The organism is Leptospira sp. B5-022, from assembly GCF_000347035.1.
Lineage (GTDB): Bacteria > Spirochaetota > Leptospiria > Leptospirales > Leptospiraceae > Leptospira_B > Leptospira_B cinconiae.
Genome location: NZ_ANIJ01000018.1, coordinates 19,316 through 38,851, shown reverse-complemented (window position 1 = coordinate 38,851; position 19,536 = coordinate 19,316). Strand labels below are relative to the sequence as shown.

18 protein-coding genes are annotated in these 19,536 nt (G+C 41.2%); 6 read left to right on the top strand and 12 right to left on the bottom strand.

Going from position 1 to position 19,536, the window contains the following annotated elements; genetic code table 11:
- Nucleotides 1-2: 2 nt before the first annotated feature.
- Both hisS and LEP1GSC192_RS08125 read left to right on the top strand, forming a co-directional pair.
- Nucleotides 3-1,325 (top strand): histidine--tRNA ligase, encoded by a 1,323-nt coding sequence (gene hisS, locus LEP1GSC192_RS08130; RefSeq protein WP_020769477.1) that lies wholly within the window; start codon nucleotides 3-5, stop codon nucleotides 1,323-1,325.
- Between the two features lie 52 nt (nucleotides 1,326-1,377).
- On the top strand, nucleotides 1,378-1,890 hold the full coding sequence (locus LEP1GSC192_RS08125; RefSeq protein WP_052005217.1) for a phosphatase PAP2 family protein: 513 nt from the start codon (nucleotides 1,378-1,380) through the stop codon (nucleotides 1,888-1,890).
- On the opposite strand, the gene LEP1GSC192_RS08120 is transcribed toward LEP1GSC192_RS08125, so the two are convergent.
- The 5 genes from LEP1GSC192_RS08120 to LEP1GSC192_RS08100 form a co-directional block, all read right to left on the bottom strand.
- Nucleotides 1,837-3,006 (bottom strand): Re/Si-specific NAD(P)(+) transhydrogenase subunit alpha, encoded by a 1,170-nt coding sequence (locus LEP1GSC192_RS08120; protein ID WP_020769548.1) that lies wholly within the window; start codon nucleotides 3,004-3,006, stop codon nucleotides 1,837-1,839. The genes LEP1GSC192_RS08125 and LEP1GSC192_RS08120 overlap by 54 nt on opposite strands.
- 78 nt (nucleotides 3,007-3,084) lie before the next feature.
- On the bottom strand, nucleotides 3,085-4,020 hold the full coding sequence (locus LEP1GSC192_RS08115; RefSeq protein WP_036089439.1) for a UDP-glucuronic acid decarboxylase family protein: 936 nt from the start codon (nucleotides 4,018-4,020) through the stop codon (nucleotides 3,085-3,087).
- A complete protein-coding gene (locus LEP1GSC192_RS08110) occupies nucleotides 4,013-4,885 on the bottom strand; it encodes a M50 family metallopeptidase (protein ID WP_020769560.1) in 873 nt (290 codons plus the stop codon). Before LEP1GSC192_RS08110 ends, LEP1GSC192_RS08115 begins: the two co-directional genes overlap by 8 nt.
- Before the next feature lie 83 nt (nucleotides 4,886-4,968).
- Entirely contained in the window at nucleotides 4,969-6,663 is a 1,695-nt protein-coding gene (locus LEP1GSC192_RS08105) for a methyl-accepting chemotaxis protein (protein ID WP_020769537.1), read from the bottom strand.
- 169 nt (nucleotides 6,664-6,832) lie between these two features.
- Nucleotides 6,833-8,026: a DUF445 domain-containing protein gene (locus tag LEP1GSC192_RS08100; protein WP_020769722.1), complete on the bottom strand. Its 1,194-nt coding sequence runs from the start codon at nucleotides 8,024-8,026 to the stop codon at nucleotides 6,833-6,835.
- A gap of 109 nt (nucleotides 8,027-8,135) precedes the next feature.
- Here LEP1GSC192_RS08100 and LEP1GSC192_RS08095 point away from each other — a divergent pair, with 109 nt between their 5' ends.
- From LEP1GSC192_RS08095 to LEP1GSC192_RS08080, 4 genes are read left to right on the top strand one after another with little or no spacing between them, the layout of a single operon-like run.
- A complete protein-coding gene (locus tag LEP1GSC192_RS08095; protein ID WP_020769536.1) occupies nucleotides 8,136-8,609 on the top strand; it encodes an energy transducer TonB in 474 nt (157 codons plus the stop codon).
- Nucleotides 8,602-9,123, top strand: coding sequence for a UpxY family transcription antiterminator (locus LEP1GSC192_RS08090; RefSeq protein WP_020769893.1), 522 nt, complete (start codon nucleotides 8,602-8,604; stop codon nucleotides 9,121-9,123). The genes LEP1GSC192_RS08095 and LEP1GSC192_RS08090 overlap by 8 nt, the downstream gene beginning before the upstream one ends.
- A 2-nt stretch (nucleotides 9,124-9,125) precedes the next feature.
- Nucleotides 9,126-10,094 carry an SIS domain-containing protein gene (locus tag LEP1GSC192_RS08085; RefSeq protein ID WP_020769592.1) on the top strand — a complete coding sequence of 323 codons (969 nt, stop codon included), beginning with the start codon at nucleotides 9,126-9,128 and terminating at the stop codon, nucleotides 10,092-10,094.
- Between the two features lie 6 nt (nucleotides 10,095-10,100).
- Nucleotides 10,101-10,835: a type I 3-dehydroquinate dehydratase gene (locus LEP1GSC192_RS08080; protein ID WP_020769825.1), complete on the top strand. Its 735-nt coding sequence runs from the start codon at nucleotides 10,101-10,103 to the stop codon at nucleotides 10,833-10,835.
- On the opposite strand, the gene LEP1GSC192_RS08075 is transcribed toward LEP1GSC192_RS08080, so the two are convergent.
- From LEP1GSC192_RS08075 to LEP1GSC192_RS08045, 7 genes are all read right to left on the bottom strand, one after another.
- Nucleotides 10,832-12,346, bottom strand: coding sequence for a lipopolysaccharide assembly protein LapB (locus tag LEP1GSC192_RS08075; RefSeq protein ID WP_036089422.1), 1,515 nt, complete (start codon nucleotides 12,344-12,346; stop codon nucleotides 10,832-10,834). The two genes, LEP1GSC192_RS08080 and LEP1GSC192_RS08075, sit on opposite strands and share 4 nt — an antisense overlap.
- Before the next feature lie 111 nt (nucleotides 12,347-12,457).
- Nucleotides 12,458-14,071 (bottom strand): GMC family oxidoreductase, encoded by a 1,614-nt coding sequence (locus LEP1GSC192_RS08070; RefSeq protein WP_020769742.1) that lies wholly within the window; start codon nucleotides 14,069-14,071, stop codon nucleotides 12,458-12,460.
- A gap of 5 nt (nucleotides 14,072-14,076) precedes the next feature.
- The gene (locus LEP1GSC192_RS08065) at nucleotides 14,077-14,580 is read right to left on the bottom strand and encodes a hypothetical protein (protein ID WP_020769840.1); all 504 of its coding nucleotides are present in this window, start codon (nucleotides 14,578-14,580) and stop codon (nucleotides 14,077-14,079) included.
- Between the two features lie 73 nt (nucleotides 14,581-14,653).
- Nucleotides 14,654-17,275: a ribonuclease R family protein gene (locus LEP1GSC192_RS08060; RefSeq protein WP_020769461.1), complete on the bottom strand. Its 2,622-nt coding sequence runs from the start codon at nucleotides 17,273-17,275 to the stop codon at nucleotides 14,654-14,656.
- Nucleotides 17,272-17,961 carry a tRNA (adenosine(37)-N6)-threonylcarbamoyltransferase complex dimerization subunit type 1 TsaB gene (gene tsaB / locus LEP1GSC192_RS08055; protein ID WP_020769590.1) on the bottom strand — a complete coding sequence of 230 codons (690 nt, stop codon included), beginning with the start codon at nucleotides 17,959-17,961 and terminating at the stop codon, nucleotides 17,272-17,274. Before tsaB ends, LEP1GSC192_RS08060 begins: the two co-directional genes overlap by 4 nt.
- Entirely contained in the window at nucleotides 17,958-18,518 is a 561-nt protein-coding gene (gene tsaE / locus LEP1GSC192_RS08050) for a tRNA (adenosine(37)-N6)-threonylcarbamoyltransferase complex ATPase subunit type 1 TsaE (RefSeq protein ID WP_020769693.1), read from the bottom strand. Before tsaE ends, tsaB begins: the two co-directional genes overlap by 4 nt.
- Before the next feature lie 8 nt (nucleotides 18,519-18,526).
- A complete protein-coding gene (locus LEP1GSC192_RS08045) occupies nucleotides 18,527-19,384 on the bottom strand; it encodes an Hsp33 family molecular chaperone HslO (protein WP_020769746.1) in 858 nt (285 codons plus the stop codon).
- Nucleotides 19,385-19,536: the final 152 nt, after the last annotated feature.

Here is a 19,536-nt window from a genome sequence, read left to right as displayed (position 1 = left end):
ACTTGGAAAAACAGAAAGCCTTTTTACCCACAGCCCCTTACAAGGGGACGAGAGATTTTTATCCGGAAGAGATGAGATTCCGAAATTGGATGTTTTCCGTTATGAGGAAGACTGTCCAATCTTTCGGATACGAAGAATACGACGGCCCCATCCTAGAATCTTTCGAACTTTATCTGGCAAAAAGCGGAGAAGAAATCGTACAAAGACAATTGTACGATTTTACGGACAAAGGAGATCGTCATGTTGCGATCCGTCCCGAAATGACTCCCACTCTAGCAAGAATGGTTGCCGGCGAAGTCAGAAATCTTGCCAAACCTATTCGCTGGTTTTCCATCCCGAACTTATGGAGATACGAACAGCCTGGAAAAGGGCGCCTTAGAGAACATTGGCAGCTCAATGTGGATCTATTCGGGGTCAATTCCTACCGGGCGGAAGTTGAGATCATTCTGATCGCAAATGCAATTTTAGAAAATTTTAAAGCTCCAAAAGGAAGTTACCAGATCAAGGTCTCGCATCGAGGGATTTTGGATTCATTCTTGAACCAAACCCTAACTTTAGCTCCTGAAAAAGCCCATGCAGTTTCCAAACTTCTGGATAAAAAATCAAAGATCAGCAAAGAGTCTTTTGAAGAAGAGATCAAACCTTTACTTTCCGATCCGGAAAAACAACTTACTCTAATCTATAAATATCTGGATACAAATCTCCAAACGATCGGAGAATTGGAAGGTATCGACCGTTCTTCCGTGGATTTTATTAGGAACCTATTTTCGGATCTGGCATCTTTGGGGATCAAAGACCAACTTGAATTCGATCCTTCGATCATTCGTGGTTTCGATTATTATACCGGCTGTATTTTCGAAGTATTCGATACCAATCCCGAAAACCGAAGGTCATTATATGGCGGAGGAAGATACGACAACCTGATCGGATTATTCTCTAATGAACAACTTTCCGGTATCGGTTTCGGGTTAGGTGATGTTACATTCAAAAACTTTTTGGAAGGACATGGCCTGGTCCCAAAAGATCTGAATTCTAAAACTGCAGTTTTAATTCCATTGATGGACGATAAAATTTTTCCTGAAGTTTTGAAACTCGCAGAAGAGCTTCGTAAGGAAGGAATCGGAGTGGAAACCATGCTCGAGCCTGCAAAACTCGGCAAACAAATCCAGACGGCGGAAAAAAAAGGATATCGTTTCTTGATCTTTTTAGGAGAATCCGAAATCTCCGAAAACAAGGTTCAGTTAAAGGATATCGTCTCGGGAGAACAGTCTTCCGTTTCCAGGTCCGATCTAATCTCCACGTTACGGAAATCCTTACTTGGATAAGAACATATTGGAAAAATTATCCGTTTTCGAAAGGATCGATTATGCGATCGCAATGTTTATTCGCGAAAAGATCCATTCCCCCATTCTGAACCGAACCCTCTCTAGGATCAATCGGGGAGAGATCATGTTAGTTCTTATTCTTCCTTATCTCGCTTATGCTGCGTGGCAGGGAGCTCTTCCTTATCCTTGGTGGATCGTAATTCCTTATTCGGGGCTTGTTGCCTATACAAATGATCGTTTTGTTTTAGTTTTAAAGAAGCTGATCGCTCGTAAAAGACCTCTAATTACCGTTGCCGGAAAAGTGGATCAAAATCCCGACATGAAACATTCTTTTCCTTCCGCGCATGCATCTAATTCGATGACGGCAGCATTGATCTTAGTGTTCTTGTTCGGTTTTCCGGAATGGTTTTTAGCGCTGAGTTTTATGGCGGGGGTAGGAAGATTATTATCTCTCCACCATTTTCCCTCCGATGTACTCGGAGGGTGGTTGATAGGAACCTGTTTCGGGAGTTTAGGCCTTTTTCTTGGCCGCTGGCTTCTTCCCTTCTTGTTTGGAACCGCCTAAAGCATCCAAAGTCAGTTTATGACGGATCTCTCCATCATGAGTAATCGTGGTTGAGGAAATGATCTCGTCGTTTAAATCCAAGTTGATCTTCTTCTCTTTCACCAAAAGTTTCAGATAGTTTAATATGTTCTTAGCGAACATTCTAGATGCATCCGAAGGAAGAGAACCAGCCAAGTTTTGGTGACCAACTACGGAAACCCCGTTTTTAGTTAATACAACCTTGCCGTGTTGAGTATACTCGCAATTTCCTCCGTTTGGAGAAGCAAGGTCTACTACTACGGATCCAGCTTTCATTCTATCCACGATCTTTTTGGTGATGATGATCGGAGCTTTCCTTCCCGGGATCAATGCAGTCGTGATAATCACGTCGGCTTTTGCAGCGAATTTTTCGATCGCTTCTTGCTGACGTTTTTTGTATTCCTCGGTTTGTTCTACAGCGTAACCACCCGCAGCAGCGGAATGAGTTGCGCCTTCCACCTCGACGAACTTAGCGCCGAGAGATTGAACTTGTTCTTTTACTTCCGGACGAGTATCGAATACGTCTACTACTGCACCTAATCTTCTGGAACTTGCGATTGCTTGTAATCCCGCAACGCCCGCTCCTATGATGAGTACGGAAGCTGGAGTAATCGTACCCGCTGCGGTCGTTAGCATTGGGAAAAATCTGGTCAAATGAGTGGAAGCGATAAGAACGGCTTTATATCCGGCAACTGTTGCTTGGGAAGAAAGAACGTCCATAGACTGAGCACGAGTGATACGAGCGATCGCATCCAGACTCAATACTGTAACTTTCCCAGAAGAAAGCTTTTTTATTACCTGAGGATTTACCGCAGGTTGGAACATTCCTAAATAGAAGGCTCCTTTTTTGATCTTGGATAAGCTCGCACCATCCGCTAAGTGAATGCTCACAACTAGGTCGGACTTTTTTAGTATATCAGCGCGAGATTGGATCGACGCACCGGCTTTTTTATAATCTTCGTCGGAGAAATAAGAACCTTCTCCAGCGCCTTTTTCGATGAGAACAGAAGCACCGATTTTTTTTAAGGCGTCGACTACGTCCGGGGTTACGGCTACCCTAGTTTCTTCCTTAGCTTCTTTTAAAACTCCGATATTCATACAGCCTACTCGAAACTCAATTTTTCGGTTAAATTCCCTTATTGGGGAAAAGTAGGTCCAGATTTTCTCGGCGAACGATTAATCCAAGTGATTTTTGAAATAATCGACCGTTTTCCTGATTCCTTCCAATAAAGGAACCTTCGGTTCATAACCCAGTTTTTGTCTAGCTAAAGTCAGATCCGGCTTTCTGCGGGCAGGATCGTCTTGGGGAAGAGTTTTATAAATGATCTTGGAAGAAGAGCCGGTCTCTTTTAAAACTAACTCCGCTAGTTCCTTAACCGTAAACTCTCCATCGTTGCCCAAGTTTACAGGACCATTGAAGTCCTGGGTGTTCATCATTTTAATGATACCGTCCACAAGATCATCCACATAGCAGAAAGATCTAGTTTGTGAACCATCTCCGTAAACAGTGATATCTTTCCCCGCAAGCGCTTGGACCACAAAATTACTTACTACTCTTCCATCGTCCGGAAGCATGCGAGGTCCGTAAGTATTGAAGATACGGATCACTCGAATGTCCACTTTATGATTTCTGTGATAATCGAAACAAAGAGTTTCAGCGACCCTCTTTCCTTCGTCGTAACAACTTCTGATACCGATCGGATTTACGTTTCCCCAATACGTTTCCTTTTGAGGATGTTCGATCGGGTTTCCGTAAACTTCGCTAGTGGAAGCTTGTAAGATCCTTGCCTTTACTCTTTTAGCAAGTCCCAACATATTTGTTGTACCAAGGACATTGGTCTTGATCGTTTTGATCGCATTGGATTGATAATGGATCGGGCTTGCAGGACAAGCAAAGTTATAGATCTGATCCACTTCGAGTCGAATCGGCTCAGTGATATCATGACGTATCAGTTCGAAGCGAGGGTTGGAGAGAAGTTTTTCGACATTCTTCTTTCTTCCCGTGTGAAAGTTATCTACACAGATAACTTCGTTACCTTCTTGTATCAATCTTTCACATAAATGAGATCCGATAAATCCGGCACCGCCGGTCACTAGCACTCTATTAGCCATCAATTCTCTCAATATTCGTAAATTCCGGGGGAAGAGGTTTACCGTTCAGATCCAAACCTCTGCTTAAAAACCATTCCAATACTTCCGGAGTTACTTCTCCAGGAAACGGATTATCTAAACCCACTACCGGCCCTTCATCAAATCCAGGAGTCTCCTCCGGGATCGGACGAGGAACCACAGCTCTCTTCAATGAAAAGAATATGATGGATACGCTAAAAAAAGACCAGAGCAGAGCAATCAAATATCCCAGGAATAAAACCGATTTCGGAACGGAACTACCTGGAGAAGTTCCGGTAGCCCAGTAAGCTAAGATACCTGCGTCCGTATTCTGTACATTCTCGGTAAAATCCAAAAGGTCATAGAGGCTATACAAGCTTACACTCGTCCCTAAAAACACAGTGATCAATCGATCCCAGCCGAATGGTAAAAAGGAAGAGATGAAAAGAAAAATCCCCCAAAACAAACCAGTCCTTTGAGCGAGTCCGCCGGAAGAAGTGTACTTTAGAGTAAGCAGTAAAACTGCCCCTCCTAAAAGTAACAAAGTGGGACGGACTAGACTTCCTTTGAATCCTCTATTGATCAAAAATCCGCCAACTAGACAAGAACCCAAATAACCTGCAGAGACCACGAATATAAAAGGACTTTTACCGGACGTAGGAGATGCAACGGTTTGCCCAGCTTCATCGCCGTTCAATTCTATCATCTGTACGGAACCGCCTGAGATCAAAGTTGCGATCGCATGTCCTGCTTCATGGATAAAAACCACGAAGTCTTTTAGATAAGAAACCCATCCATGATTCCAATAGGAAAGAAGAGTCACTATGATCGCGAGTAAGAGTGCAAGTCTTAGGAAACGATTCTCCATTCTAGAATAGATATCGGCTTTTTTGCGGGAAATTCCCGGGGAAATGGATAAGAACCGGATGAAAAAATTTTCCGGTTTCGAATTTAATCCGTTTTAAAATGGCTCAAAATTCCGCCAAATTTCTGGGAATGTACCAGGGTATCTTTTACAGATTGTCTGATATTTTCGGAGGTGGCAGCTATATCTTCTGCCGATTTGGAAATTGCACTCATAGAATCCGAAATTTCTCCCGCGGAAAGTTTTTGTTGCTCGGAAGTCCCGGTCATCATCTTTCCTAAAACCAAAACTTGATCGGAACTGCTGCGTATTTCTCCCAATCTTTTGGATTGTTCCAACAAGAGACTTTTTACTTTGGACGCGGAGTTATGAACTTCTTCGATATAGTTCTGTAAATTTTCGAAGACATCTACTGACTGTCCCACTTTTAGCGCACCTTCTTCCACTGAGTTGGATGTACTTTTTACTAGATAAGTAATATCCTTGATACTAGATTTGGTTTGTTCCGCCAGTTTTGAGATCTCATCCGCAACAACAGAAAATCCTTTTCCTGCTTCTCCGGCCCTTGCGGATTCTATGGATGCATTCAACGCAAGCATATTCGTTCGTTCGGAAATGCTCGTGATAATCCCCACGATCTTATTGATCTCATTGGAATAAGAACGTATTTGTTCCATGGATTGGATAGCTTCATTAAAGATCTGTTTTGCTTGATCGGCCTTGTTCGCTACAGTCCCGGCTTGTGACTCCAGGTTTTGCATTGATTTGGAGGTTTCTCCCAAGGACACATCGATAGAACCGATACTTTCGTTTACATTAGATAAACTTCTAGTCTGCTCACTAATGGTTAATACGATCTCATCTATCGTTTTAGACAGTTCATGGGAAGCCGCCGCAGTTTCTTGCACGGCATGCGCTTGTTTTTGAGAAACTCTTTCGAAAGAACCTACTGATTGGAAAAGTTCCTCATACAATTTTAAGTTTCTTTGATAGTTTTCTTTCATCTGGACAAGGAGTCCCCAAAGACTGATAGTCATACATCTGAAGTTGGAATAAATTCTGTCGGCATCTTCGACCCCTTCTTTCCTAGGGAATTCAGCGGCAAGATTTCCGTTTACAACTTTACCTACTATCTCCAAGGTTTCGGACATTTTCTTTTTTAAACTATAGATAGCTCTTAAACAAAGTGAAAATCCCAGAACCACAGCAAGAAAGGTTAAAGTAGAAGCGATCGGGTCCGTTAAAAATAGTTTCAAACCTAAATAAGAAGAAGGAATGAAAATACATGCGAATGTGAAAGCCACAAGACCAGGATATCCGAATTTAACTCGGAGGGAATTTATAAAAGAGAGGAACGTTCTAATGAGTTGAGACTGTCCGTTCATTCTTGCAAAAAGTTTTTCAGCTTTCTCGATTTGTTGCCTAGTTGTCTTTTTGCGAACCGACATGTACCCGGTAATGACTCCGTCTTCAAGAACAGGAGTAACGGTGGCATCCACCCAATAGTGGTCTCCATTTTTTGCGCGGTTTTTTACGATCGCATTCCAAGGGCGGCCCGACTGAACGGTGTCCCAAAGATCTTTGTAAACTGCCGGGGGAATATCCGGATGACGGACAATATTATGAGGTTGGCCCAGCATCTCCTCTTCTGAAAAACCGCTTACATCCGCAAAGTCCTGGGAAACATAAGTGATTTTTCCTTTCGAATCGGTTCTGGAAATAATTACCGCAGATTCAGCGAACTGAATTTCTCGACCCGTTACCGGTAGGTTCTTTCTCATATTTTCAGTAATTTATTGAAGTCAAGTTTGGTATAGCGAATTTAAAAGATCAGCTACTTGATTTTAATAAATCGGAATATAAAAGGGAAATAATCCGGAAAAAATCCGATGAAAGGATAATACTTTCGGTTTATTTTATAGTGGTTATATCCGAAAACCGACTGCACTCTTATTTTATAAAAACAAGATATGCTTGGATACATCCGGCGATACCTCCGAGAACTGCACCTAAGGTAATCAAGGTGGCCTCGTCTTCTTTAAAGACTGAATGTAATAGATGTTCGAATTCTTCCGGGGGCAGTATACTCAAATTTTCGAAGACCAATTTTTCGATCTCTAATCTTTCTTCGATATAATCTTTCATCTTGTCAGCCGTTTCGGGTATCAGATCCAAAATGGAATTTGCGATCTTCTCCTTTAATTCTTCCAGCTTTTTAGAACCTAAAATTAGAGAAGCATAGGGGATCTTTTTTTTTAATTTCTCATCCATCAATTCTTTGGATTTGGAAAGAAGTTCAGTAATGATCAGATCTCCTCCTTTCCCTTTGAAGATCACCCCTATTAAACTTTCCGGATCTAAAATTTTAGAAGCCACCACGGATGCAAATTCCCTGGAAACATCTTTCTGCCTTTTCAAGAAAAGACCTTGGTATTTGAATAATAAAAAGTTCTTGGGTCGCAAAGGGGAGAAGATCATAAGGATCGCCAGCCAATTAGTGATATAACCTACAAAAATTCCCATGATAGGCATGGTCCACCATTGGTTTAAATATGCGATGAATAAGACTTGAACGCATCCGATCAGAAATCCGAAATAGATCCCGGATCGAACGATAAATCTGAACTCGGGACCTCCACATCTCCTGAAAATTTCAGAGAGAATATTTACGTTTTCTCCCGAAAGAGATTCTTTGATCAAATCACCAATTCCTAATATACTATCCAGATTTTTCCCGAAAGAAGTATAGATCTCTTGTATCTTTTTGGGAATGTCCTCTCGGATCTCCTTTTCTAAGACTTGTTTTGCTTCTTCCGGGACCATCTTCCAGATCACAGGGTTGTCCGCAAAAAATATGTCTTTGACTATGGAAGAGGATTTTTCGCCGATCCTATCTCGGATCAGATCTGCAATTTGTACCGGATCTATTTTTTTATAAAGATCGTAAGGGCGGATCAATCTTTCCAGCATCACATCCGAAATGAGACCTGCCATTTTTTTAGAATGTCTCGGAATGATACCTTGCCAGCCTAAAATTCCCCAACCTTTAAACTTGACCGGATAGAAAATCATCTGCACTGCTATATAGTTTGTGATCCAACCTACAAAGGAACAGGTGACCAAGATCGAAATAATCTCGATCATAGAGCCGTGAATCGGATCAAAAGATTGCATCCGCAGAGTTTTATGAATTGGAAAATTCGATTCAAGAAAAATTCAATGTCAATTATTCTTGTAAAATCGTAACTATCCTATGGGACCCAAGGTTTCCTTTTTCATTTCTCTCTCTATACATGCGGTCCTATTCATATCTTACTATTTGATCCGAAATCTAAACCCTGAAAATTTTTCGGAACAGATCAAACTCAGTCTTAGCAAAGGACAAGTCCCTAGTGTTCATTTTTCACTCCCTAAAAATCAAGGAGAAGGACAGGATACATCTTCTAACTCAGGCCTGGCAGGAACGCCGGAAGCGGAGATCGAAAGGTTTAAAAACGAGATACATTTCCCACCGGAAGCATTGGAGCAGAGATTGGAATCCGATTGTTCTTGGGAAGTAATGATAGGACCTAACGGAAGCGCAAAAAGAGTTACAACTATCAAACCTTGCAAGTATAAGGTTTTCGAAACACATTTTAAAAGATCGGTTTCTAGCTGGAAATTTCAACTACCGGAAGGAAATATTATAATTATTCCGGTATCCTTTCGAATTGAATCAGATGAGTGACACCTCTAAATCTTGGTATGCCGTTTATACAAATTCTAGGGCGGAGAAGAAGTTAGCGCTAGAACTTTCCAAAAAAGGAATAACCCAATACTTGCCGATTATTTCGGCAAAAAAACAATGGTCTGATCGGATCAAAACGGTTCTGGTACCTGTTTTTCCTTCTTACGTATTCGTAAAAATTGATATAAGGACCGAAAAACTAAAAGTCCTGGAAACTTCAGGAGCTGTACGATTCGTTTCGATTGGAGAGACTCCTCTCCTAATCGAAGAGAACGATATCGAGATGATCCGCCAACTTGTGACCGAGTATCCGGATAAGATCAAGATCGAAAGGGAAAAGATGCTGTCTCCCGGTAAAAAGGTCCTGATCAAAAACGGACCTTTTAAAGACAGAAAGGCAAGAGTAATCCGAAAAGGAAGTAAATCGTCTATTCTTGTTTCCATTTCCGGAATGGATACTACAGTATCCTTGGAATTGGATTCGGAACTATTGGAAACGGACGAGGAGAATTAGAAGTGGGAAATACATTAGATAAAGTTAAAAAAGCTTTGGATACCGAGATCGAAGCAATCCTTCATTTTAGAGAGAACCTAGATCCGAATGTAGAAAAAGCTGTAGAGCTGATCTTCCAAGCCAAAGGAAAGGTAGTCGTAACCGGAGTCGGAAAATCCGGAGACGTTGGCAAAAAGATCGCTTCCACTCTATCTTCTACAGGAACTCCTTCTTACTTTCTACATCCATCCGACGCAGCACACGGTGATGCCGGGATTTTAGCGCATGGCGACGTTGTTATTGCAATCGGCAAGAGCGGTGAAAGCGAAGAATTACTGAACCTTCTTCCTACCATAAAAAGTATAGGAGCCAAGTTGGTAGGTTTAACTGCTAATCCTCAGTCCAGATTGGCCTTAGACTGCGATATTGTAATCTTAACCCCGGTATTAAAAGAAGCATGTCCTCTAGAACTTGCCCCCACTTCCAGCACAACGATCGCTTTGATGTTGGGAGATGCGATCGCAATGGCGCTCATGGAACTTAGAAATTTCCAAAAAGAGGATTTTGCATTATATCATCCTGCAGGAAGACTCGGAAAAAGATTATCCCTAAAAGTGGACGATGTGATGAGAAAGGGAGATAAACTTGCAAAGGTAAGTTCCGACGCAAGTTTAGAAGAAGTTCTTTCGGAAATCACAACAAAACTTGTGGGTGCAACAGGCGTCGTGGATCCAAGCGGTAAATTGATCGGATTCGTAACCGATTACGATATTAGAAAATTATTAAATGACGGAAAATTGGAAAAGTCCATCAAAGCGAAAGAATTAATGAATTCTAAACCGACCGTTTTCGAGAGCGGGATCATGGCTTACGATGTCTTACAATCCATGGAAAGAAGAGAAAAACCGATCTCAGTAGCTCCGATCGTTTCCAAAGACGGGATATTACTCGGGATCATTTCCATCCATGATCTTTTACAAAAAGGACTCTGATTTGTGATGAGCAAAAACGACTCTCAAAAAATTCGGATCATTCTTACTTTGAATGAAGAGGAGTTTTTCGGTCTAAGAACTCTTCCAAAAGCCGATTTTTTAGAGATCCGTTTGGACCAATTCCGTTCAGACAATGATACTCCCGAAAAGATCCTACATAAAATAAAGGAACTAAGCGCTTCATGCGTATTCACTTATAGGCAACCGGAAGATTCAAGTCTGGAAAGTTTAGGAATTTGGAATAGAGATAATATTGCCCCTTTACTTTCAGGGTTAGAATCGGGAAAACATTATATTGATCTGGAATTGGATAAGGACAATCCGGTCTTTAACGGAATAGATGAAGATCGTTTCGGGATCATTCGATCCGTTCACAGTTTTTCCGGAGTTCCCGATTTCGAAGAATTACTCTTTTTTTTACGACCTGTTACGGAAGAAGTTCTAGCTACCGTTAAGTCTGAACTTCCTTTTCAAAGGATCTTTAAGATAGCTGCACTTCCAAAGGACGAACAAGAATCTGAGGAATTCCAACATTCCGCGCTGAAACTTTCCAAATTTTGTGCAAAACAAAATATACCGATCGGTTTTTGCGGGATTTTAATGGGAGAATCCGGAAAGGAATTCAGGATATTCCCGGAAAAAATAGGATCTCAATTTACGTATTGTTGTCTAGGGGAGCCGAAAGCCCCCGGCCAAGTGGATCTAGAAACCGTCCTTTCTAAAAGAAAATTAAAAGATTAATCCCTATCTTGGGAATCGTTTTCTTCTTTTTCCTCTTCCGATTTTTTAGGATCTCTAGTCCCGGCTCTCGTCTCTAAGAATGTTTTGAAACTTTCGTCGGATCTGAATTTTTTGAAAGCCTTATCTTTTTCTGCGGAAGCCCAGTAGGAAGATTTAATACTTCCGGATCTTTTAATATAGGACATTGTCCTTTCTTGGTCATTCTTCTCTGCGTAACATTTTGCGAGAAGATAATAAGCTCCCGCAGAATCTTCCACTTTCTCCAAATGATTGATCGCTTTGTCGACAGAGCCGGTATATAGATAGGTTTTACCTAAATAAAAATTATATTCTCTGATCTCTTCCTCGTCCGGTTGGACAGCATGAAAGTATTTAAGGGCTTTATCGTAGTTACCGTTGTTTGTATAATATCTGGCGAGTTTTAAGATACCGTCGTAATACACATCCGGAAGATCTTTCAGATCAGGATTTTCTTTTTCAATGGCGGCCCCGATCTCTTTCAAAAGATCATAACCTTCTTCCTTTTTACCGATCTGTATCTTGCAGAGGCCGATATACATTCGGATCTCTCTTGTCTTCTCTCCGTATTCCAGCGCCTTTTCGGCGGTTTTGATCGCGTTATCACAATCCTTTAACTGCCATTTAATTTTGGTCAGACCGATCAGGGGTAATACCGTATGTTTATTCGCGTGTGCCTTTCGATAATACTTGGACGCTTCTTCGAAATTTTTCTTTTTATGGTAAGCGGCCGCTTGGGTAAGATGTGTATAATAAAGTAATTTTTCCCTTTCGGAAGGGATCTTTGGTTCGATACGATTCAGAACGACAAGTGCATCGTCGTAGTTTCCGATCCGGACGAGCAAAGCGCCGTACTTATAACCATACTCCACATTCTCCGGCTCATTCTTCACTAATCCGGAAAGAATAAATTCGGATTTGGCAAATTCTTTTTCATTATAATAAGCTAATGCGAGTCTCCAAAGGATCTCTTTATTGTTCGGATCCTGTTTTAACTTTTTTTCCAGACTGGAAACACTTTCCTGTTCCGTTTCTTCCTCATGATAAACAGGTTTTCGATAACTTCCGCCGGAGGAATATCTTTCCTCTGCTGCAGCTCTGATCTTTTGGATATGAGAAAGTTCCGGATCGATCTTTAATAATCGATTGGAATAAGAGATTACTTCTCCATAATCTCTTTGATAATTATGATACAGAATGATCTTTGTAAGAGAATTGACCAGATCCTTTTTAGGGAGGTTTAGACTAACCGCTTTTTTGAATGCTTGGATGGATTTGGTATAATCCTTTCTGCTCTCGTAGATATAACCCATATACATCCAGGCTTCGCCGGAGGAAGGGTTTCCATCGTTGTATTTTTGGAATTGTTTGAGTGCCTCTGTGTAATCTTTTCTAGAATAGGCTTTTTTACCTTCTTTCATATCCGCGGAGACAGAATTGGAAAAGAAGAATATACTAAAGCAAATCAAGAAGGAAAGGAACGGCCTAGTCATACTAGTAAGACCGGTATTTTCCCTCCGAATACTACAAAAGAAGGAAGGCATTTATCCAATTTTGGATGAGAACGCCATGAATAAAGTGGAATTCTCGCCTTCCAAGAGGAATTATTTATTTCCTAAAACCTCCGCCTTTCTCTGAGCCAAGGCTCTTGCGGCTCTCAGATTCACGCTCATTGTTGTAATTTGCGGATTTACCGATAATCCTGTCGGGTAAACGGAAGCATCCATTACGAAAATATTTTTATGGCCAAAGAGTTGGAAATCCAGGTCCACCGCACCTAAGTCGGGAGACTTAGCTGCTTGGATGGAGCCATGAGGGTGAGCCGAACCGATCGCAATCTTTCCAGGCTCGATACTCTTGTCCAAGATCCAATCGAACTTGGAATTTTTATCCACAGGGATAGGTTCTTCCACATCAGGGAACGGGAATACGATCGCCTTTGCACCCGCAGCAACTTGCACTTCTGCCAATGCTTTCAAACCTTTGAGTAAATTTTTACCGTCGGTAGGAGTGATCTCGAAATACACTTTTCTTCTTCCCAAAGACCATTTTACGGAAGCATTCGCTTCACCATCCGCACCATCACGAACGAGGACGATCCCTGCACTCATGTTCGGATACTTTTTCATCGTATCGAATTGTTTCTGCCCATAAAAAGGAATAAGTGAACTTGCCAAGGTAGGACGGAACGGAGCTACTTCTAACCAATAACCGTAACCTGTATTGTCTTGGTTATGACCGTCTTTGATTACCGCCGATTGAGGAGGTCCGGAGAACATATTGATCGTCTCGTCAAAGATCGCAAAGTTCGTGCTTGTAGGATGGACTTTCAAATTTCTTCCCACCCAGTCGTTTCCAAGCCCGGATCTTTGGAGAAGTGCAGGTCCTTCGATCGCACCCGCGCTCACGATTACGACCGGAGCATCGATCACAATTTTTTCTAGAACATTATTGGGAGCTTTTTCGTAAGGATCAGGGGTGAATTCTGCAACTATCGTCTTAATATCTCCGTCTTGGATGTACTGTGCTCTCATATTGGAGATAACGGTTGCGCCGGCTTCAATCGCATCCGGGATCCACGTTAAGAATGCGGATTGTTTTGCGTTGATCGGGCAACCCAAACCGCAACGACCGAGGCCAATACATCCTCTATTATTATTCTTTAATACTTCCGGATGAAGACCTAATACTTTTCCACCCTTCATCAAGGTGTTATTGTTTGCATTGATCAGATTTTGAGGAACTTCGTGGACGCCGATCCTTTCGTGGACTTCCGAAATATAGGCATCCATTTCCTGTCTTCCGTAACCTTTCCACCCGAAGCGGGAATCCCATTCATTAGTTACGTAATCCGGAGGATACAGAGATGTTTGCCAATTTACTGTGGTAGAACCTCCGATCGTCCTTCCTTGAAGAATAGAAAGAGTTTGCTCTTCTGAGATGATAAAACCTGCATCTCTATACAATCTAGCCTGGGAAAGAAACTCGTCGCCTGTGAATTTTGCAGGAGTGAAATATCCGCCCTCTTCGATCAGGACAACTTTCCATCCAGCTTTTGCAAGAGTGGCAGCAACAACTGCTCCTCCTGCACCGGAACCTATAATGACTGCTTCTGCTTGTAATTTCCAAACTCTGTCTTTGATCCCGTTCTCTTTGATCAAAGATTCGTGTTTTTCCGGAGTGATAATCTTATAATTTGCCTCAGGAATCGCTCCCATAGTTCTTAACCTTTATATCCCACTAGTTCGTTATAATCTCTTTCCATAGAAACTAAGAAGAAGGACAACTGACGCATAATATTGTAAGCGCCTCTTTTCAAAGATAAGGAAGAGTTTTTCCAGGAGAGAAGTCGTTTCTCTCTATCTTCTTTGGAAAGTCCCACCATAGAGGTGAAAGAAAAATCCAAAGCTAGAGAAACAAGAGAGGAACCCGGTAAGAATGCTAATAATTTCAAAACGGATTCAGTATCTATCGGATAAGGATGGCCGTAGATGTACTTATCCGCGGCGACTCCCAAGTCGAATCCTTGGATCGGATTCCCTACTAGGAAAACTTCTTCCAATGATTTGAAAGCGAGATATTCAGAATCACTCAATCCATGCAACTTCGGAATTGATCCGGATTTGCAGGAAGCTTGAGGAACTAGGATGGCCGAGATGGCGGCCGTTTTGAACAAAAACTTTAGAAAGCGGCTACGAGAAACTTTCTCATCCAGAAACGATTCCAATTCTAACTCCTAAACTTTGTTCGAAAAAACAAAGTTTGCCGTAACGAATGTTCTGGAATATGTTCGACTTTGTCTATCCTTTCTTTTGGAATTTTTTCATCTTCACGTAAATTTTAATTTCTTCAAAATCGATTCTATCCAATTCAACAGGGAAAGATTCTCCTAATGAATATTGTTTGGTATATTTTTTAGAATAGAAAGTGAAGTCCGTCTCCGCTTGTAATTCGCCTTCATCCGTAAATTCTATCGCAGGGATGATCGCTTCGACCGGCGGATTATTCAATTCCACAAATGCAACAGCCGCCTTAAATCCAACAAGGGTCGCGGTAAATTCTTTGATACCGGTTTTTTCCAAAAATCTACAAGCCTTGAGTTTATAATAATCCCTTTCGGAATCCGTGGCTTTTCTTTCTTCATGAGAAGTATGAAGACCCATTACTTTAATATCTTCTTCAGAATAAGGTTCCTTATCCGAAAGAAGAATACTTTCTAAAACTCTATGGCAAACTAAGTCGGGATAACGACGAATTGGAGAAGTGAAATGGCAATAATCTTTAAAACCCAAGCCCCAATGTCCCAAATATTCTCCGGAATAGTAAGCCTGCATAAAACTTCTCAAAAGAGAAATATTAAAGAGCCTTTCGGACGGAGTTCCTTCGATAGCTTGTAAAACATTACGAATGGATTCGTAATTGGTATCTTGCAACTGTGCGTTGACCCCGTTCAATCTTAAAAAAGAATTTAACATCTCCAATTTTTCCACATCCATGGGTTCATGGACACGATATAGAGTAGGTCTTTCTTTTTTACGGATATACTCCGCCACTTTAATATTCGCAGAGAGCATGAATTCTTCGATTAGGATATGAGCTTGTAGTCTTTCTACCGGTTTAATCTCGATTACGTTGTGCTCCGAATCGGTGACCACCTTAGTTTCCTTTAGGTTCAGGTCGACTCTTCCAGAGTTCAATCTTCTCTTTCTGAGAATGTCCGCAAATTTCATCATTTGGAAGATCCAATTGTTTGGATCTCCGGATTTAATCTCTTCTTCTGCGCGATTATACGTATATCTCTCTGCGACACGAATTATGGATTTATAAAATTTAGCGTGGAAGATTGTTCCGCTCCAGTCCGCTTCCATTTCCACAGTGAATGCGAGTCGATTTTTTTTAGCCACAAGACTACAAAGATTTTCGGAAAGTTCGGGAGGAAGCATAGGTACAACTCTACTTCCCAAATAAACGGAAGTTGCTCTGGAATAAGCTTCCACATCCAGATCGGAACCAGGTTTGACATAATGGGATACATCAGCGATATGAACGTAAAATCGGATCTTCTTTCCTTCATTTATGAAGGAGATCGCATCGTCAAAGTCCTTGGAATATTCTCCATCAATAGTAATGGATTGCAGTTCTCTCAAGTCTGCTCTAGAATTCCAATTATCTACGGTAGATTCATCCACTTCATCCGGAAGTTCTTCCAGTTTTATATTGTCCGGATAGAGGATGGTATAATTGTACTTCATTAACATTCTCATCAGATCCGTGTCTTCTTTGGTATCCGACTCGAAACGAACAAAGTGCGCTTCGTATAGATTCTTTTCGTGATCGGAATCTTGTTTTAAGGTTACGATCAAAACATCTCCAACGATTATCTCATCTTGCAGATCTTGGAGTAATGTTTTACGGGGAAGGAAACCTTCTTTGAGATCTCCATCCATATCCAAAAAGGTCCCGATTATAAATTTATGGTCCTTCTCCGTGATCTTCATTCTATAAAGTTCACGACCTCGTCTAAGAACGGAGACAACTTCTCCTTCTAGTTTTCCTTTACGGCCGATACCGGTAGGGAGAATTTCTACGAGGTCTCCTTGGATTGCGGAGGAAGTGTACTGTCCAGGAACAAAAACTTCTGTTCCGGTAGTCAGCTTCACGAAGCCGTCCCCTTTCTTACTTAATGAGATAGTTCCTTGTAAAGTTTGGTTCGGACGAACTATGATATTCTTTTTTTGGATCTCGATCAGACCTTCTTTTTCAAAGAAGATCAATACTTCTTCGGCAGAACGTTTTTGTTCCTGGGCTTCCCATTTCTCTCTTCTAAATCCCTTTTTCTGCCCGGCATGAGCGATAAATTTAGAATATACCTCTTGCATAGAGATAACCTTTCCGGATTTAGAACGGAAAAATTTTAAAAGTTTTCTGCCAGGTTCATTCTCTCTTTCCCAATCATGACTCCCGAATTTTCTATCATAAAACTTGGGCTTTGAACCCGGAACATGGGATTCGTTTTTGCGATAAGTAGGTTTGGAAGAATATCCCGGATTCTTATTTTGATTTTCGTAAGAAGGTTTCTTACGGCTTATTTCTTCTTTCGGTGCAGGAATTTCTTCTTTAAATTCCTGTATGGATTCTTGCTTAAAAGAATTGTTTTTATCTTTTCTTCCTTTTTTGGAAGAAGGAGCCGAAACTTTTTGTTCGACCGGGTATAGTTCCAGTTTCTTGGAGCGGGAAGACTTATGATCCTTTTTCTTTTTGGAGACCTTCTCCTTTGCTTCTCGGATACTTTTTTTTAGATCTTTCTCATCCGATTTTTTGGAGTTGGATTTTTGGGGTCCTTGGTTCTTTTCACCGTTCTCTCTGATTTTTGTTTTTTTCTTTGTTAGCGTTTGTTTAACTATTTTCTTTTTTTGTGTCATGTATAATATACCTTAGGCTTATCATCAGCGTACGTTCCTCTCAGATAATTCGGAACCAAATGCAAATACGAATGATCTTCCGGCTTCGATAACGCCTTTTTGATATCACCGGACTTCTCCAACAAACTCGCTTCCGGTGAAGGAAGATTCTCTTTCATATTTGTTCCCGCAAAAAATTCGGGAGAGTCACTGAACTTAATTCCGGTAAGATAAGAGCCTATCCTATCTTCCGGGATGGTTTCCGGGATCAGATCCGGAGCAATGTCCAAGGTGCCCCAATAACCTCTGGAGTCTCTTAGACCGAAATAAATTTTTCCTTGTTTCGCTTCTATTCCTACACAAACGGAAGATTCCGATTCCGCATAATACTGGCAGGTGTACAATTCTAAACTATCGATTCCCAAAACCGGAACATTCCAGATTTGCGAAAAGTTACGTGCTGTTGCCACTGAGATCCTAATCCCCGTGAATGATCCGGGACCGGTAGTGGTAACTATTATATCAGGTTTTTCCCAATTAGATACCTTCAAACAATGGGAAATTTCTTTAATAAGCAAGAGAGAAGATTCCCTGTTATGCAATTCTCTGTATTCGGAAACTTTTTCGAGTTTGCCATCTTCGGTTTTAAGATAACAACCCGCTAAGATCCAAGAGTTAGTCGCATCGAAGAATAATATTTTTGTCATAAAATTTTCTCCGATTTCAGGAATGGCTCGATTTGCAGATCGGGCCTTCTCCATTCTTCTCCTAAAAAAGTAATCAGCAGATTTCTGGTATCCTCGTCCGCTTCTTCCAAATTTATTTTAATGCGGAACTTTCTATCATTAAATTCGGGTTCTGCTTTTTCCCACCATTCTATCAGAGAAATTCCCTTGCCGTTCCAATATTCTTCAAAGCCCAGATCTGGGATCTCCTCCGAAGAACCGATCCGATACAGATCAAAATGAAAGATCTCCAATGGATCTCCGAATTGATTTCGGATCTCGAGAAAAGGATACTCATTCATCAAGGTGTAAGTAGGAGAATTAACGAATAATTTGGATTTATCCAATCCGGGCTTCAGTTGATCCAACAGAGCTTTTACAAGTTTAGAAACGAATGTGGTTTTTCCCGAGCCCATTTTTCCGGAAAGAAGAAGGAGGGGAAATTTTCCCTCCTTCCAGACAACGGCTAGAATCCCTGCAAGTTTTGTGACAGGGATGTCTATAGAATCTAAGGTAAGATTTTCAAACCGTCCTGACATTCCGTTTTCTAAAATAACTCTAAGACCTGTGCCTTCGGAAATCTATAGATGGAATTACAAAATTCGCAGGTGACTTCGATCTGTCCTTGCTCTTCTGCAATGTCCATTGCTTCTTCTTTTCCTAAATTTTGTATGAGTTCCTTGATCTTCTCTTCGGAACAATCACATCTGTATTCCGGTCTTCCTGTTTCCAGTATCTCGAACTTCGTATTCCAAGAAGATTGCAGAATTTCTAAAGCTTGGGAAACGGTTCCTTCGAAAACTTTGGATTTTTCCTCTTCTAGTTTTCCGGCTAATTCTCTAACTGCATCTATATGTTCCGGTCTTGCTTCCGGCAATGCTTGTAAGAACAGACCTTTGATCCTCCAATGCAAACCTTCCAATTTAACGTAAGCCACTAAAAAGGAAGGAACTTGCTCCGAATCTCTCAGGTAGTTTTCGATATTCGTTTCGAAACTTTGGTTTCTAAAAGGTACGATAGACTGATAAATACATTCTCCGTCTTTCCAACGGAATACTTTCAAAATTCCTAAATTTTCCTCTGAGATCTGTCCTGATTCTATATCTTCTTCGGGTCGATGTCTTAAAGTTGCCTTAAGTCTTCCATTACGAGTACTATAAGCTAAGACCGAATGAATCTCCGAATCGTCATAAAAACGGATCTGAACGCTTACCTTTGTATCTTCTTTTACTAGATCCGCTAAGAAGAATGCGGCAAGCATCGTCCTTGCCAGAAGTTCCGTTCCTGCGTCATCGAAACCGTGTAAGTTAGACGCCGCAGTTACTGCGTAAGAAATTTCGGCCGAGGAAAAACGAAAGTGAACGTCGGGAAGAATCCCATAATGGTATATATCGTTGTTTTCCATGCAATATAGGGTTCCCGACCTTTCAGGACGAGGTTCTTATCTATTCTCCCTGAATCGTATCGAAAAGACAGTATTTTTTCCTAGTTTCTAAGGTATTTCCCGGTTTTCTTTCTGGAAAGATCTTCCCTTAAGAGAATCATCGTCTCTACCTT